Annotated in this window: 11 protein-coding genes; 3 read left to right on the top strand and 8 right to left on the bottom strand. The window is 72.4% G+C overall.

The genetic code is table 11. The features are described 5' to 3' along the window. Window positions 1–218 precede the first annotated feature (218 nt). The gene (locus K1X13_RS08355; RefSeq protein ID WP_221024462.1) at window positions 219–1,124 is read left to right on the top strand and encodes a sulfotransferase family protein; all 906 of its coding nucleotides are present in this window, start codon (window positions 219–221) and stop codon (window positions 1,122–1,124) included. 198 nt (window positions 1,125–1,322) lie between these two features. Here K1X13_RS08355 and K1X13_RS08350 read toward each other — a convergent pair whose 3' ends face one another. Beyond that, the gene (locus K1X13_RS08350) at window positions 1,323–4,259 is read right to left on the bottom strand and encodes a polysaccharide deacetylase family protein (protein WP_221024461.1); all 2,937 of its coding nucleotides are present in this window, start codon (window positions 4,257–4,259) and stop codon (window positions 1,323–1,325) included. Here K1X13_RS08350 and K1X13_RS08345 point away from each other — a divergent pair. Continuing rightward, window positions 4,249–4,578, top strand: coding sequence for a hypothetical protein (locus tag K1X13_RS08345; protein ID WP_221024460.1), 330 nt, complete (start codon window positions 4,249–4,251; stop codon window positions 4,576–4,578). The two genes, K1X13_RS08350 and K1X13_RS08345, sit on opposite strands and share 11 nt — an antisense overlap. A 65-nt stretch (window positions 4,579–4,643) precedes the next feature. Here the strand turns inward: K1X13_RS08345 and K1X13_RS08340 are convergent, their stop codons facing one another. From K1X13_RS08340 to groES, 5 genes are all read right to left on the bottom strand, one after another. Then, window positions 4,644–5,492, bottom strand: a complete 849-nt coding sequence (locus K1X13_RS08340) for a carbon-nitrogen hydrolase family protein (RefSeq protein ID WP_221024459.1) — start codon at window positions 5,490–5,492, stop codon at window positions 4,644–4,646. 13 nt (window positions 5,493–5,505) lie between these two features. Continuing rightward, on the bottom strand, window positions 5,506–6,612 hold the full coding sequence (locus K1X13_RS08335; RefSeq protein ID WP_221024458.1) for a GuaB3 family IMP dehydrogenase-related protein: 1,107 nt from the start codon (window positions 6,610–6,612) through the stop codon (window positions 5,506–5,508). Window positions 6,613–6,841: 229 nt separating this feature from the next. Next, complete coding sequence (gene guaB, locus K1X13_RS08330; RefSeq protein WP_221024457.1) at window positions 6,842–8,359, bottom strand: IMP dehydrogenase; 1,518 nt, start codon at window positions 8,357–8,359, stop codon at window positions 6,842–6,844. 170 nt (window positions 8,360–8,529) lie between these two features. Beyond that, complete coding sequence (gene groL, locus K1X13_RS08325; RefSeq protein WP_221024456.1) at window positions 8,530–10,161, bottom strand: chaperonin GroEL; 1,632 nt, start codon at window positions 10,159–10,161, stop codon at window positions 8,530–8,532. Window positions 10,162–10,283: 122 nt separating this feature from the next. Then, the gene (gene groES / locus K1X13_RS08320) at window positions 10,284–10,577 is read right to left on the bottom strand and encodes a co-chaperone GroES (protein WP_221024455.1); all 294 of its coding nucleotides are present in this window, start codon (window positions 10,575–10,577) and stop codon (window positions 10,284–10,286) included. A 190-nt stretch (window positions 10,578–10,767) separates the two neighbouring features. On the opposite strand from groES, the gene K1X13_RS08315 reads away from it, so the two are divergent. Continuing rightward, on the top strand, window positions 10,768–11,940 hold the full coding sequence (locus tag K1X13_RS08315; RefSeq protein WP_221024454.1) for a class I SAM-dependent methyltransferase: 1,173 nt from the start codon (window positions 10,768–10,770) through the stop codon (window positions 11,938–11,940). A 132-nt stretch (window positions 11,941–12,072) separates the two neighbouring features. Here the strand turns inward: K1X13_RS08315 and K1X13_RS08310 are convergent, their stop codons facing one another. Together K1X13_RS08310 and K1X13_RS08305 are read right to left on the bottom strand one after the other, a co-directional pair. After that, window positions 12,073–12,630, bottom strand: coding sequence for a TIGR03086 family metal-binding protein (locus K1X13_RS08310; protein WP_221024453.1), 558 nt, complete (start codon window positions 12,628–12,630; stop codon window positions 12,073–12,075). Window positions 12,631–12,670: 40 nt separating this feature from the next. Further along, a complete protein-coding gene (locus tag K1X13_RS08305) occupies window positions 12,671–14,359 on the bottom strand; it encodes a glycoside hydrolase family 3 protein (RefSeq protein WP_221024452.1) in 1,689 nt (562 codons plus the stop codon). Window positions 14,360–14,368 lie beyond the last annotated feature (9 nt).

Below are 14,368 nucleotides of genomic sequence, written 5' to 3'. Positions count from 1 at the left end.
GGTCCAAGTGGCCTGTTGAGGTTGCACCGTGTGCGAGCTTTGGTCGATTTCTTCCATAATTGCAAAATCATGTCGCGGGCACTTTGGTTATCCGGCGCGAGGCGGCGTTTACTCCTACGCTGAAACTACGATCCAAGTCGCCATGAAAAGGGGAGCCAAGGGTGGAGAAGTCGGACATCGACCGAGAAAAGAGTCAAGCCGTCCCGGGCCGTGTTCTGGTGATCGGAGGGTGGGGCCGCTGCGGCAGCACGCTCCTCGACATGATGCTCGGCCAGGTGCCCGGCCTCGTGTCGGCCGGTGAGGTCCGCGAGCTGTGGCTGCGCGGGTGCGTCGAGAACCGCCCCTGTGGGTGCGGCGCCTCGTTCCGCACGTGCCCCTTCTGGACCGAGGTCGGGGAGGCCGCCTTCGGAGGATGGGACAACCTCGACCTCGACCGGGTGCTGCGCGTGCGCTACACCGTCGACCGCCCGTGGGGAGTGCCGAGGCTGCTGTCGCGCCGCACCGCCGGCGACGAGGACCTCGCGATGTACGGCGACGTCCTGGCGCGCCTCTTCGAGGGGATCAGGAAGGTCAGCGGGGCGCGGGTGGTGATCGACTCGTCGAAGCTCCCGTCGCACACGATGATGCTGCGTCGCACGGCGGACGTCGACGTACGCCTCGTGCACCTGGTGCGGGACAGCCGCGGGGTGGCCTACTCGAACACCAAGGTGGTCCTCAAGCAGGTCACCGAGGGCGAGCCGACCATGCTCCCCCGCCACGGCGCGGTCGGCGCCTCCGCGCGCTACACCCTGTACAACGGGCTCACCGCGTGGACCAACCGCCTCGACGTGGACTACATGCTGCTGCGGTACGAGGACCTCATCGCGGACCCGGAGCGCAACCTGCGGGCCATCCTCGCCCACGCCGGGGAGCCCGACGACGTCGAGCTGCCCTTCCTCACCAGCGAGGGCGCCCTGCTCGCCGAGAACCACCTCGTGGACGGCAACCCGGTGCGGTTCTCCAAGGGCGCCGTCCCGCTGCGCTCGGACGAGGAGTGGCGGACCCGGATGACGAGCCGCGACCGCCGGCTGGTCACGGCGCTGACCCTCCCCCTCCTGGCGACGTACGGCTACCCGGTGCGGTAGCGGACGTGCCCTCCTCCCCTGTGGTGGAGCGGCTGCGGCATGACGAAGGCGGCACAGCCGGGTGCCGCCTTCGTCGTGTCCCCCCGACCGGTGTCAGATCCCGACGGCCCCCTCTCGACGTCCCGGCAGCGGGCAGCCGACAGCGCCGGCTGCGGGTGGGGCCAACCCGTAGCCGGCACTGCCGGGGTCAAGGGTCGCTCAGGCGACCACGGTCACCGCGTTCGCCAGGACTTGCCTGCCCAGGTTGCTCCGGCTTCGCACGGTCACCGACCGGGCCGTCAGCGGTGCCGACGTCGTCGCCCGCAGGACGACGGTCATGGTCGTCGGGCTCAGCACCCGCATGGTGCCGGTGTTCACCCCGGTGCCGGAGACGTCCACCGCCATCTGGCTGCCGAAGTTGGCCCCGGTGATCGTGACGGTCGTGCTGCCTCCCCGGCGGATGGTCGACGGCGTCACGGAGGTGATCTTCGGCCCGAGAACCACCGAGAGGCAGCCGCTGCACGTGCCCTGCCTGCCATCGCCGTTGGTGACCGTCACGTTCCGCGCCCCGGTCTCGGCAGCGGGGTCGACGGTCACCGCGAGCGTGAGCTGGGTGGCGGTCCACCCGGTGACGGAGGCACTGACGCCCGCCCCGGACAACGCGACCCGCGACGTCGCGTCGAACCCGGCGCCGGCCAGGACGACCCGGGCACTGGTCGCGCCCTGTCCCAGCGCAGTGGGTGAGGCCGACGTGACGGTCAGCGCCGTAGCCACGGTCACCTGCACGGGGCCGCTCCGCCCGGTGTTGCCGGCCGCGTCCCGCTGACTGGCCACCAGCGTGTAGGTGCCGGCCGCCAGGCCGCTCACGGTCGAGCTCCAGGCTCCGGACGAGAGCGAGGCGGACGTCGAGGAGACGGGGGTCCCGCTCGTCGCCGTTCCGGAGAACACGTCCACCGTGACCGAGGGCTCGTCGCCCTGCGCCGTGCCCCCCGTGCCGGACACCGACCAGCTCGCCGACGAGACGGCAGCGCCGGTGGTGGGCATGGTGATGCTGACCTCCGGGGCGGTGGTGTCGGCGACCGTGGTCGCGACGGTGAAGGTCACCGGAGCGCTCCGGCCGGTGTTGCCGGCGGCGTCGGACTGGCCGGCGCGCACCGTGTAGGTGCCGTCGTCCAGCGAGCTCGGGGTCACCGACCACGAGCCGTCGGTCCCCACCGAGCCGGTCAGCGTCTGCGCCGGCGTACCCGAGGTGTCGGTGCCGGTCCAGAGGTCCAGCCCGACGGTCGCGTCGTCACCCGCGGCCGTGCCGGCCGTGCCCTCGACCGTCGGCGTGGCCGTGTCCACGGTCGCCCCGTCGGCGGGTGAGCTCACCGCGACCTCCGGAGCAACGGTGTCGGCCGGGGTGCTGGTCGAGTCCACGGTGAAGGTGACCGGCACGCTGGTCCCGGTCGCCGCACCCGCGGGCTGGTCTGCCTGGACGGTGTAGGTGCCGTCGCTCAGCGCGGTGCCCGGCTGCACGCTCCAGGAGCCGTTGCTCACCGAGGCCGTCAGCGTCCTGAGCACCGTCCCGGTGGAGTACTGCCCCTGGTAGACCCGCACCGACACCGGCCCGGTCCCGCTCGCGGTGCCCGTCAGCTCCGGCTGCCCGGTGGCCACCGTCGCGTCCGCCGCCGGACCGGTCACCGACACCAGCGGAGCGGTCACGCCGCCGCCCATGACGTCGGCGATGGTCTTCACGCTGATGTTCCGGCCGGCCTGGGAGTCGATCCAGGTCAGGAACGCGTCGATGGTCAGGTCGTCGACCGGCCGGTACCCGGACATGCAGGTCTCGTAGTTCGGCTGGTCGTGGTAGCAGATCTGGTGGTAGAGCGTCGGCAGCCAGCTGCCGCCGTACCGGATCGCCTGGTTCACCGCGTACTGCAGCGCCTCCAGCGTGACCGCCCCGTTGTAGTTCGTGCCGAGGATCCGGATCGCGTACGGGTTCTCGGTCACCGGGATCGTCTCGGAGTAGATCGGGCCGTCCGAGGTCACGGTGCCCGCCTTGCGGCCGGACTGGTAGCCGCAGCCCCGCACGATCGGCTGGGCGGTGGCGTCCATCGCCCCGAACGGGTAGGCGAAGCTGACCGCGTTGATGCCCTCCTCGAGCAACCGCATCCGGTCCTGGCACGTCTGGTCCCACTTGTAGTCGAACGTCGTCTCGGCCGACAGCAGGTTCACGTGGTCGCGGGTGTGTCCGCCCATGTCGTGACCGGCCGCCTGGAGGTCCCGGATCTGGTCCCAGGACATCGTCCCGGCCTCGCCGGCGTCCACCGCGCCGGAGTTGATGTAGAACGTCCCCTCCGCGTCGTGCCGGGCGAAGATGTCCTTCAACCCGTACTGCGACCGAAGGCCGTCGTCGAAGGTCAGCGACACCACGAACGGCCGCGGCGGCAGGGACGGCTGCGGCGAGCCCATCACCTGCCGCACCGTCGCCACCGTCGTCCCGGCCGGCGCACCGTTCCCCAGCCAGTCCAGGAACGAGGACAGCGCCGCGCGGTCGATCGGCTTCGGGGTGCTCATGCACGACGCGTAGTCCGCGGCCGCCTGGTCACACACCTGGTTGAACCCGATCGGCAGCCAGCCTCCGCCGTTGTTCGACGCCGCGGTCACCGCGTTCTGCAGGGCCTGGAGGGTGATCGGTGCGGCCGCCAGGTTGGCGGGCCGCAGACGGAGCGGGTTCGCGGGCGGGACCGCCTCCGCGTAGGTCGGTCCGGTCGCGGAGAGTCCGCCGGCCACCCGGCCGGAGGTGAACCCGCAGTCACGCACGATCGCCTGGACCTGCGTGTTCTCGGCCCCGCCGGGGTAGGCGAAGCTCTGCGGGTCGTAGCCCCAGTCGGCCAGCGCCTGTCGGTCACCGCACACCTGGTCCTGCTTGTAGGCCAGGTCCACCGCCGGGTCCGAGGAGTACGACGTCGTGAGGTTCCGGTGGTCGCGACCCATCCCGCCGATCTCGTTGCCGTCCCGGACCAGCTCGTCGAGGTGGTAGAAGCGCATGTACTTCGCGTCGTTGCTCTTCACCCAGTTGCTCGCCACGTAGAACGTGCCGTTCATCCCGTGGGACCGCAGCACCGGCACCGCGTTGCGGTACTGCGACGACAGCCCGTCGTTGAACGTCAACGACACCACCGTCGGCGACTCCGCCGCCGACGCCGGCGCCGCGGTTGCCGACATCCCCGCCAGCAGCAGCGCCCCCGTCAGGGCCGCCACCCTCCACGTCCGAAGCAATCCGAGTTTCCCCATAATCCGCCCCTTCGAGATGAAATACCCGATCACACTTTCCCCCCAAGTGAATGCGAGCGATCAACCTCGGCAGGCACCCGGACTCATGAATGAAAGCAGAACGAAAAGCATTCGGAAAGCGTTTCGATATTTGCCCGAATTGATTCCGAAAAGAGCGTTCATCTACGGTTCGGCGGACAAAATTAACCAGAAATAGCGGCTCGGGGCCATTGACACCCTGCCCCGGACAGCCCGGCCACCACGCCGGGTGGCGCCACGGGACTAGGGGCGGGGGCCCGCCACCACGACGCGGCTACGACCGCCCAGCGAACCCAGGCGGTCCCGGGCGATCGGGTTCTCCGCCTGCACCCGCGCCACCTCGACCGGGTCGAGGTCCGCGACGACGGCCGCGGGCGAGATGATCCCGGCGCGGCCGAGCGCGCGGCCCTCCGGGTCGTAGACCGCGCTCCCGCCGCTGAAGTCGAGCCCGCCGCAGCGGCCGGTCAGCCCGGCGAACACGACGTAGATCCCGTTGTCGAGGGCGCGGGCGGCGTAGTACAGGTCGCGCCGGTGCTCCGAGCCGGCGACGTACGCCGACGGGCACAGGTAGGCGCGGGCGCCGTCCTCCGCGGCGGCCCGGGCGTGCTCGGGGAAGCAGCCGTCGTAGCAGACCCCGAGGCCGAGCTCCCACCCGTCGACGACGATGCTCGCGCCCTGGGCGCCGGGCGCGAAGAACGCCCGCTCGGTGTCGAAGAGGTGCTGCTTGTCGTAGGGCGCGGTGACCTCGCCGGCCTCGTCCACGACGAGCAGCGAGAGCGTGAAGCGCTGCGCGGACCCGTCCGGTCCGCTCCGTCGTACCGCTGCCCCCGCGACCACGACGACCGCGCGCTCCCGGGCCGCCGACGCCAGCGGCTCGAGCCGCGGGTCGTCGGGGGTGGTTGTCAGCTCGGGCAGCCAGGCCTGCGGGCTGTAGCCGGTCAGGAACAGCTCGGGGAGCACCACGACGCGGGCGCCCCAGTCCGCCGCGGCGGACACCAGGTGCACCGCGGTGGCCACGTTCGCGTCGAGGTCCCCGGCGACCGACTCGGCCTGCGCGGCGGCGACGCGGAGCGGCCGGAGGGTCACCGGCATGGTCACCGGAGCGTCACTGGACGACGACCTCGACCCGCTGGAACTCCTTGACCTCGGTGTAGCCGGTGGTGGCCATCGAACGGCGGAGCGCGCCGACCAGGTTCATCGTGCCGTCCGCGACCCGCGAGGGGCCGAACAGGATCTCCTCGAGCGTGCCGACGGTGCCGATCTCGACACGCTCGCCACGCGGCAGCTGGGCGTGCCACGCCTCGGCGCCCCAGTGGAACCCGCGGCCGGGAGCCTCCTCGGCACGAGCCAGCGGGGAGCCGACCATCACCGCGTCGGCGCCGCAGGCGATCGCCTTCGCCACGTCGCCGCTGCGGCCCACGGAGCCGTCGGCGATCACGTGCACGTAGCGGCCGCCGGACTCGTCGAGGTAGTCACGGCGCGCGGCCGCGACGTCCGCCACTGCGGAGGCCATCGGGACCGCGAGGCCGAGCACGGTGCGGGTGGTGTGCGCCGCTCCCCCGCCGAAGCCGACGAGGACGCCCGCGGCGCCGGTGCGCATCAGGTGCAGGGCGGCCTGGTACGTCGCGCAGCCGCCGACGATGACCGGGACGTCGAGCTCGTAGATGAACTCCTTGAGGTTCAGCGGCTCGGCCTGCCCCGAGACGTGCTCGGCCGAGACCGTCGTCCCCCTGATCACGAACATGTCCACGCCGGCGTCGACGACGGTCTTCGCGAACTCCTTGGTGCGCTGCGGGGAGAGCGAGCCGGCGACGGTCACGCCCGACTCGCGCATCTGTCGCAGCCGCGCGGTGATCAGCTCCGGCTTGATCGGCTCGGCGTAGATCTCCTGCATCCGCTGGGTGGCGGCCTGCCCGCGCAGCCCGCTGACCTCGGCGAGCAGGTCCGTCGGGTCGTCGTACCGGGTCCACAGGCCCTCGAGGTCGAGCACGCCGAGACCGCCGTGCTTGCCGAAGGCGACCGCGGTCTCCGGGGACATCACCGAGTCCATCGGCGCCGCGACGATCGGGATCTCGAAGCGGTAGGCGTCGATCTGCCAGGCGACCGAGACCTCCTCGGGGTCACGCGTGCGCCGGCTCGGCACGATCGCGATGTCGTCGAAGGAGTACGCGCGGCGACCGCGCTTGGCGCGGCCAATCTCGATTTCGCTCACGCGAGGACTCTATCTTCCGGCCCCAGGGTGGCCGGCCGGGTGCTCCGCCGCCCACCCCGCACGGGACGGCCCAGCCCGGTCTAGCCACCCTGTCCGTCACCGTCCTGGCGCTCGGTCTGGCGCCCGTCGTCGACCAGGAGGACGAGGCTGGAAGCCCGCCTAGGTCCGGGGACGGACGAGACGAACGGCCCGGCAGGAGGTCTCCTGCCGGGCCGTGCGCGCGCCTGCGTCAGCGGGTGGTGTAGTTCGGCGCCTCGACGGTCATCTGGATGTCGTGCGGGTGGCTCTCCTTGAGGCCCGCCGAGGTGATCCGGACGAACTGCCCGCGGTCCTGCAGCTCGGGGATCGTGCGGGCGCCGACGTAGAACATCGACTGCTGCAACCCACCGATCAGCTGGTGGGCCACCGCCGACAGCGGGCCGCGGTACGGCACCTGGCCCTCGATCCCCTCGGGGACGATCTTGTCGTCGCTGGCCACGTCGGCCTGGAAGTAACGGTCCTTGGAGAACGACCGCTTGCCGCGCGAGGCCATCGCGCCGAGCGAGCCCATCCCGCGGTAGGCCTTGTACTGCTTGCCGTTGACGAACACCAGGTCGCCCGGGCTCTCGTCGCAGCCGGCGAGCAGCGAGCCGAGCATGACCGTGTCGGCGCCGGCCACCAGGGCCTTGGCGATGTCGCCGGAGTACTGCAGGCCGCCGTCGCCGATCACCGGGACCCCGGCCGGACGGCAGGCCTGGGACGCCTCGTGGATCGCGGTCACCTGGGGCACGCCCACGCCGGCCACCACGCGCGTCGTACAGATCGAGCCCGGCCCCACACCGACCTTCACCGCGTCGACGCCCGCGTCGACCAGGGCCTGCGCCCCGGCGCGGGTGGCGACGTTGCCGCCGATGATCTGGACGTGCTTGGTCGAGGGGTCGCTCTTGAGGCGCGCGATCATGTCGAGCAGCAGCCGGGCGTGCCCGTTGGCCACGTCGGCGACGAGGACGTCGACCCCGGCCTCGACCAGCGTGGTGGCCCGCTCCCAGGCGTCTCCGAAGTAGCCGATGGCCGCGCCGACCATGAGCCGGCCGGCGGCGTCCTTGGTGGCGTCGGGGTACTGCTCGGACTTCACGAAGTCCTTGACCGTGATCAGCCCGGTGAGCCGGCCGGCACCGTCGACGAGCGGGAGCTTCTCCAGCTTGTGCTTGCGCAGCAGCGCCGCGGCGTCGTCGGAGCTGATCCCGACCGGTGCGGTGACCAGCGGCATCGGGGTCATCACCTCGCGCACGACGCGGGTGGGCCACTCGCCGAGCGGGACGAACCGCAGGTCGCGGTTGGTGATGATGCCGACAAGCACGTTGTCGGCGTCGACGACCGGCAGGCCGGAGATCCGGTACTGGCCGCACAGCTCGTCGAGCTGCTCGAGCGTGGCGTCCGGGCCGATCGTCACCGGGTCGGAGATCATCCCCGACTCCGAGCGCTTCACGAAGTCGGCCTGGCCGGCCTGGTCCTCGATGGAGAGGTTGCGGTGCAGCACGCCGAGGCCGCCCTGGCGCGCCATGGCGATGGCCATCCGCGACTCGGTGACGGTGTCCATCGCGGACGAGACCAGCGGCAGCCGCACGATGATCTCCCGCGTCAGCCGCGAGGAGGTGTCCACCTCGCTGGGGATGACGTCGGTCTCCCCGGGCAGCAGGAGGACGTCGTCGAAGGTGAGGCCGAGTGCTGCGAACTTGTCGGGAACGCCGGCGGCATTGAGGTTCATGGGACCTTCCGGAGCAGGTGGCGGCAAGCGGCCATTCTACGGGGCCGGTCGCGGTCGCCGGGGGCCCGGTCCAGCCGCCGGAGACGGTACGGCGCCGCCCGCCCCCTCGACGGGGACGGGCGGCGCCGGATGCTGCGGGTGGTGGTCGCCGGGGCGACCTCCGGGGTGGCTCAGTGGCCGTGCCCGTGGCCGTGACCGTGGCCACCGCCGGCAGGAGCGTCGTCCTCCTCCTCGGGCTTCTCGACGACCAGGGTCTCGGTCGTGAGCAGCATGCCGGCGATCGACGCGGCGTTCACCAGCGCGGAGCGGGTCACCTTGACCGGGTCGAGGACGCCCTGGGCGACCAGGTCGCCGTACTCGCCGGTCGCGGCGTTGTAACCCTTGCCGACGCCGGCCTCGCGGACCTTGGCGACGATGACGTAGCCGTTCACGCCACCGTTCTCGGCGATCCAGCGCAGCGGCTCGTCGACCGAGCGGGCCACGATGCGCACGCCCATGGCCTCGTCACCGGTCAGCCCGAGGCTGTCCTCGAGGACCGAGGCGGCGTGGACGAGGGCGGAGCCGCCACCGGCGACGATGCCCTCCTCGATCGCGGCGCGCGTCGCGGAGACGGCGTCCTCGATGCGGTGCTTCTTCTCCTTGAGCTCGACCTCGGTGGCCGCGCCCACGCGGATCACGCAGACACCGCCGGCCAGCTTGGCGAGGCGCTCCTGGAGCTTCTCGCGGTCCCAGTCGGAGTCGGTCGCGGCGATCTCGGCCTTGATCTGGTTCACGCGGCCCTCGACCTCGGAGGTCTCGCCGGCACCCTCGACGATCGTGGTCTCGTCCTTGGTGACGACGATGCGGCGCGCCTGGCCGAGCACCTCGAGCCCGACCTGGTCGAGCTTGAGCCCGACCTCGGGCGCGATGACCTGCCCGCCGGTCAGGGTCGCGATGTCCTGCATCATCGCCTTGCGGCGGTCGCCGAAGGCCGGGGCCTTGACCGCGACGGCGTTGAACGTGCCGCGGATCTTGTTCACGACGAGGGTGGACAGCGCCTCGCCCTCGACGTCCTCGGCGAGGATGAACAGCGGCTTGCCGGCGGCGATGACCTTCTCCAGCAGCGGGAGCAGCTCGGCGATCGCGCTGATCTTGCCCTGGTGGAGCAGGATGTACGGGTCGTCGAGGACGGCCTCCATCCGCTCCGCGTCGGTGACGAAGTAGGGCGAGATGTAGCCCTTGTCGAACTGCATGCCCTCGGTGAAGTCGAGCTCGGTGCCCATGGTGTTGGACTCCTCGACGGTGATCACGCCGTCCTTGCCGACCTTGTCGAAGGCCTCGGCGAGCAGCTCGCCGATGTGGGAGTCGCGCGAGGAGACGGTGGCGACCGCGGCCATGTCCGACTTGGAGTCCACGTCGCGCGCGGCGTCCTTGAGGGCGTCGCCCACGGCCTCGACCGCGAGGTCCATGCCGCGCTTGAGACCCATCGGGTTCGCGCCGGCGGCGACCGCGCGCAGGCCCTCGTGGACCATGGCCTGGGCAAGGACGGTCGCGGTGGTGGTGCCGTCACCGGCGACGTCGTTGGTCTTGGTGGCGACCTCCTTGGCCAGCTGCGCACCGAGGTTCTCGAACGGGTCGTCGCACTCGATCTCGCGGGCGACGGTCACCCCGTCGTTGGTGATGGTGGGGGCGCCCCACTTCTTGTCGAGGACGACGTAGCGGCCCTTGGGGCCGAGCGTCACCTTGACGGCGTTGGCGAGGGTGTCGACGCCCCGCTCGAGGGAGCGGCGGGCGTTCTCGTCGAACTCAAGAATCTTCGGCATCGTGAAAGGTGCTTCCTTCCGGAAAAGGTCGGGTGGAACGAAACTGCCCCAGGGGCCCGAACGAGTCAGGCCGCCCGGGGCGGAGTCGGAGTCACTGAGACGTCAGGCGTGGGTGCCCGAGATCATCCGACGACGGCGAGCACGTCGCGCGCCGAGAGGATGAGGTACTCCTCGCCGGAGTACTTGACCTCGGTGCCGCCGTACTTGCTGTAGATGACCTTGTCGCCGACGTTGACGTCGAGCGGGACGCGGTTGCCGTTGTCGTCGACGCGACCGGGACCGATCGCCAGGACCTCGCCCTCCTGGGGCTTCTCCTTGGCGGTGTCCGGGATGACCAGGCCGGAAGCCGTGGTCTGCTCGGCGTCGAGCGGCTTGACGACGATGCGGTCCTCGAGCGGCTTGATGTTGACCGACACGATGTCGACCTCCACTTTCTCGTGTTCGAGAGGTTCACATGGCAGTTGCAGAATGCTGGGCGCCTGCCGTCGGCACGCCGTCGCGGGGATCGTGCCTGGTGCAAGCTCTGGCACCCTCCAGGGGAGAGTGCTAGTGGCGAATCTATGCTGGGATTAGCACTCGGTCAAGTCGAGTGCCAGACTGCTGCCCGTGGATCTCGACGCGTTCCGGTGGCTGCTCACCCCCGACGGACAGGCCCTGCTGCGCCGGGCCTCCGAGGTGTACGACGGGCAGGCCGGCGACCCGATGAAGGTGCTCGACGTGCTGCGGCGTGGCGCCTCCCCCGAGCACGCCGCGGCCGCGGTCACCCAGGTCGAGCTGCGCCGGCGAGCGCACGCCAAGTTCGGCGACCTCGCGGCCTCGATGTACTTCACCCCCGACGGCCTCGAGCAGTCCACCCGGCTCCGGGTCGCGGAGCACCGGGCGGCCCGCGTCGCCGCCGCCGCACCGTCCTCGGTGCTCGACCTCGGCTGCGGCATCGGCGGCGACCTCGTCGCCTTCGCGCGGGCCGGGCTCACCGCCGCCGGTGTCGACCGGGACCCGCTCCGGGTCGCCGTCGCGGCCGCGAACCTCGACGCCCTCGGGCTCGGCGGCGCGGTGCAGGTCGCGGAGGCCACCGAGCTCGACCTGTCCGGCTTCGGCCTCGTGTTCGCCGACCCCGCCCGCCGTACCGACCGGGGCCGGGTCTTCGACGTCGACGCCTACTCCCCTCCGTGGTCCTTCGTGGAGCAGGTCCTCGCCCGGCCGTCGTGCGTCAAGGTCGCCCCGGGCATCCCGCACGACCTGGTCCCCGAGGGGGTCGAGGCGGAGTGGGTCAGCGACGCGGGCGACGTGAAGGAGGCGGCGCTGTGGTCGGCGCACCTGGCCACCGCCCGGCGCCGCGCGACCGTGATCCGCCCCGCCGGGCTGGCCTCGCTCACCGACGAGGACGACCCCGGCGACCGGTCGGTGCGCCCGGTCGGCCGCTGCCTCTACGAGCCCGACGGCGCGGTGGTCCGGGCCGGGCTCGTCACCGCGGTCGCCGCCGGAGTGGAGGGCGGCCTCGTCGACGAGCACATCGCCTACGTCACGAGTGACCAGGCGTACAGCACGCCGTTCGCGCGCTCCTTCGAGGTGCTCGAGACGCTGCCCTACAAGGAGAAGCCGTTGAGGGCGGCGCTGCGCGAGCGCGGCATCGGCCGGCTGACGATCAAGAAGCGCGGGGTCGATGTGGTCCCCGAGGAGCTGCGCAAGCGGCTCGCGCTCAAGGGCGAGCAGGAGGCCACGCTGGTGCTGACCCGGGTCGCGGGCAAGGGCACCGCGCTGCTGGTCCGCCCCTTCTGAGCCTCCGCCGCAACGGCACACGTGTGCGCTCGTGGCACGTCCGCGGCGGGTTTCGGTGCCACTCGGGCACACGTGTGCCCGAGTGACCGCGGGGCCACCGGGGCCACCGGGCCACCGGGCCACCGGGCAGCGTCAGGCGCGGCGGCCGAGCGCGGCGAGCAGCCGGTCCTGCGCGGAGGCGTCCGGTCCCGCGTCCAGCGCCGGACCCACCACGCCGTTGGCCCGCATCACGTCACCCATGACGTCCACCTGCGCCTGGACCCGGGCCACGTCGCCGGGCTCGATGGTCTCGTCCTGGCCGGTTGCGCGGGCCAGGTCCCAGCGGTGCACGACGAGGTCGAAGCAGACGAACCCGTCGACCGCGCGGCCGAACGTGGACCGGCCGAGCCGCCCGTCGTACTCCTCGTCGCGCCGGGCCGGGTCCTCGAGGTCGGCCTGCATCTGGTCGCGTACGGCGGTGAGCGCCCCCACCGGGTCCTCGGCGACCGGCGGATGGTCGACCGCGGACCGGCCGACCAGCGCCTGGAACCTGCCGTGCACGTCGACGAGGTGCTCGACGAGGTCGAGGGCGGTCCACCCCTCGCAGGGCGACGGCCGGTCCCACGCGTCCGCAGGGACGGCGGCGACCGTGCCGACCAGCCGCTCGGACAGCCGGCGGTAGCGCTCGGCGACGCTCTCCTCGTGCTCCATGCCGGCGAGCCTGCCAGAGGCGGCGCCGCCCGTCACCCCCTCAGCAGCCGGTGCGCGCGACGTCGTCGACCGGCACCGGCAGCCGGCCGGGGGCCCGCTCCTTGCCGGTCAGCACGTCGACGAGGGCCCGCATGGCGCCGGGGGTGTCGCCGTACATCGCGATCCGCGCGGTGCGCCCGTAGCTGTCGCCGAGGACGTAGGGGGTGTCGGTGCTGACGACGACGTCGGCGCTGCGCCCGGAGCCGCCGTAGCCCGTGAACGCGACCGTCGTGCCGCCGCCGGTGCGCAGGCCCGCGCGGTCCGCCGCGGCGTAGAACCGCCGCACCGCGTCGTCCGGCCCGCTGGCCGTGACCGAGCGGCCGACCAGCCGGCCCTTGCAGGGACCCGAGACCACCGTGGCGCCGGCCGCGGAGAGCCGCTGCGAGACGCCGATGCTGCTGCCCGGCCGTCGGGTCTTCGTCGGACCGGCCGCCTGCTGGTGCAGCAGCAGCGCGATCTGCCGGGAGGCCGCCTCCTCCACCCGGTCGCGCGACAGCCGTCCGTCGCGTACGGCGGCCACGATCCCGTCACGCGCAGCGCGCGGGCTGGTCGGCATCAGCAGCACGTCGTTGCCGGCGCGCAGGGCGCGGACCGCGGCCCCGGCACTGGAGTAGGAGCCGGCCACGGCCTCCATGTTCAGCGCGTCGGTGACCACGAGGCCCCGGAAGCCGAGGTCGCGGCGCAGCAGCCCTGTGACCACCTTCCGCGACAGGGTGGCCGGCGTGCCGGGGTCGACCGCCTGGACCGCGATGTGGGCCACCATCACCGACGAGACGCCGCCGTCGACCCCGGAGGCGAAGGGCACCAGGTCGCTCCTGCGCAGCTGGCGCAGCGACTTGTCCTGGACCGGCATCTCCAGGTGGCTGTCGGCGGGGACCGACCCGTGGCCCGGGAAGTGCTTGATCACCGGGAGGATGCCCGACGAGAGGTAGCCGTCGACCGCGGCGTTCATCTGGGTGGCGACCACCCGCGGGCTGCTGCCGGCGGACCGGGACCCGATCGTCGGGTCGTCCGGCCCGGAGGTGACGTCGGCGTTGGGCGCGAAGACCACGCTGAACCCGAGGCCGGAGAGCTCCGCGCCGCTCGCCGCGGCAGCGGCCGAGGTGAGCTCGGTGTCGCGCGCGGCGCCCGCGGTCATGAAGGCCGGGAAGCGGGTGGCGCGGTCCTGGACCCGCTCGACGATGCCGCCCTCCTGGTCCACGCCGATGAAGACCGGCCAGCGGCGACCGGCCTGGCGGGCCGAGTCCTGGAGGGCGCGGTTGCTCGCGCGCACCTGGCCGGTGCTGCCGACGTTGTCGCCCATGACGATCACCCCGCCGAGGTGCAGGCCGTTGACCAGGGACGTGGGCGCCCCCGTGCCCGGGTAGCGGGCGACGATGACCTGTCCGGCGAGGTGGCTCAGCGGCATCGAGGCCGCGATCCGCTGCGCGCGGCCGACCTCGCGCGGGGTCGGCCCCCACCCGGGAGCGGCCGCGGCGGCCTGCCGGCGCTCGGCGTCCGACGGCCGGGCGGGCCCGGCGGCGGCCTGCCCGCCGGCGTCCGGCGCCTCCGAGGTGGACGCCGACGGCGTGGACTGCGCCGAGGTCCGCTCGGCGACACCGCGGTCCGTCGCCGGGTCCGCCTCGGTGGAGCACCCCGCGAGCAGCAGGGTGAGCCCGGCCAGCGCGGCCCGCGTCGTGGTTCTGGTCATCCGGCGATT

The sequence above is a fragment of the Nocardioides jiangsuensis genome (assembly GCF_019679455.1).
Classification (GTDB): domain Bacteria; phylum Actinomycetota; class Actinomycetes; order Propionibacteriales; family Nocardioidaceae; genus Nocardioides_C; species Nocardioides_C jiangsuensis.
This window is presented reverse-complemented; position numbering and strand designations above follow the sequence as displayed.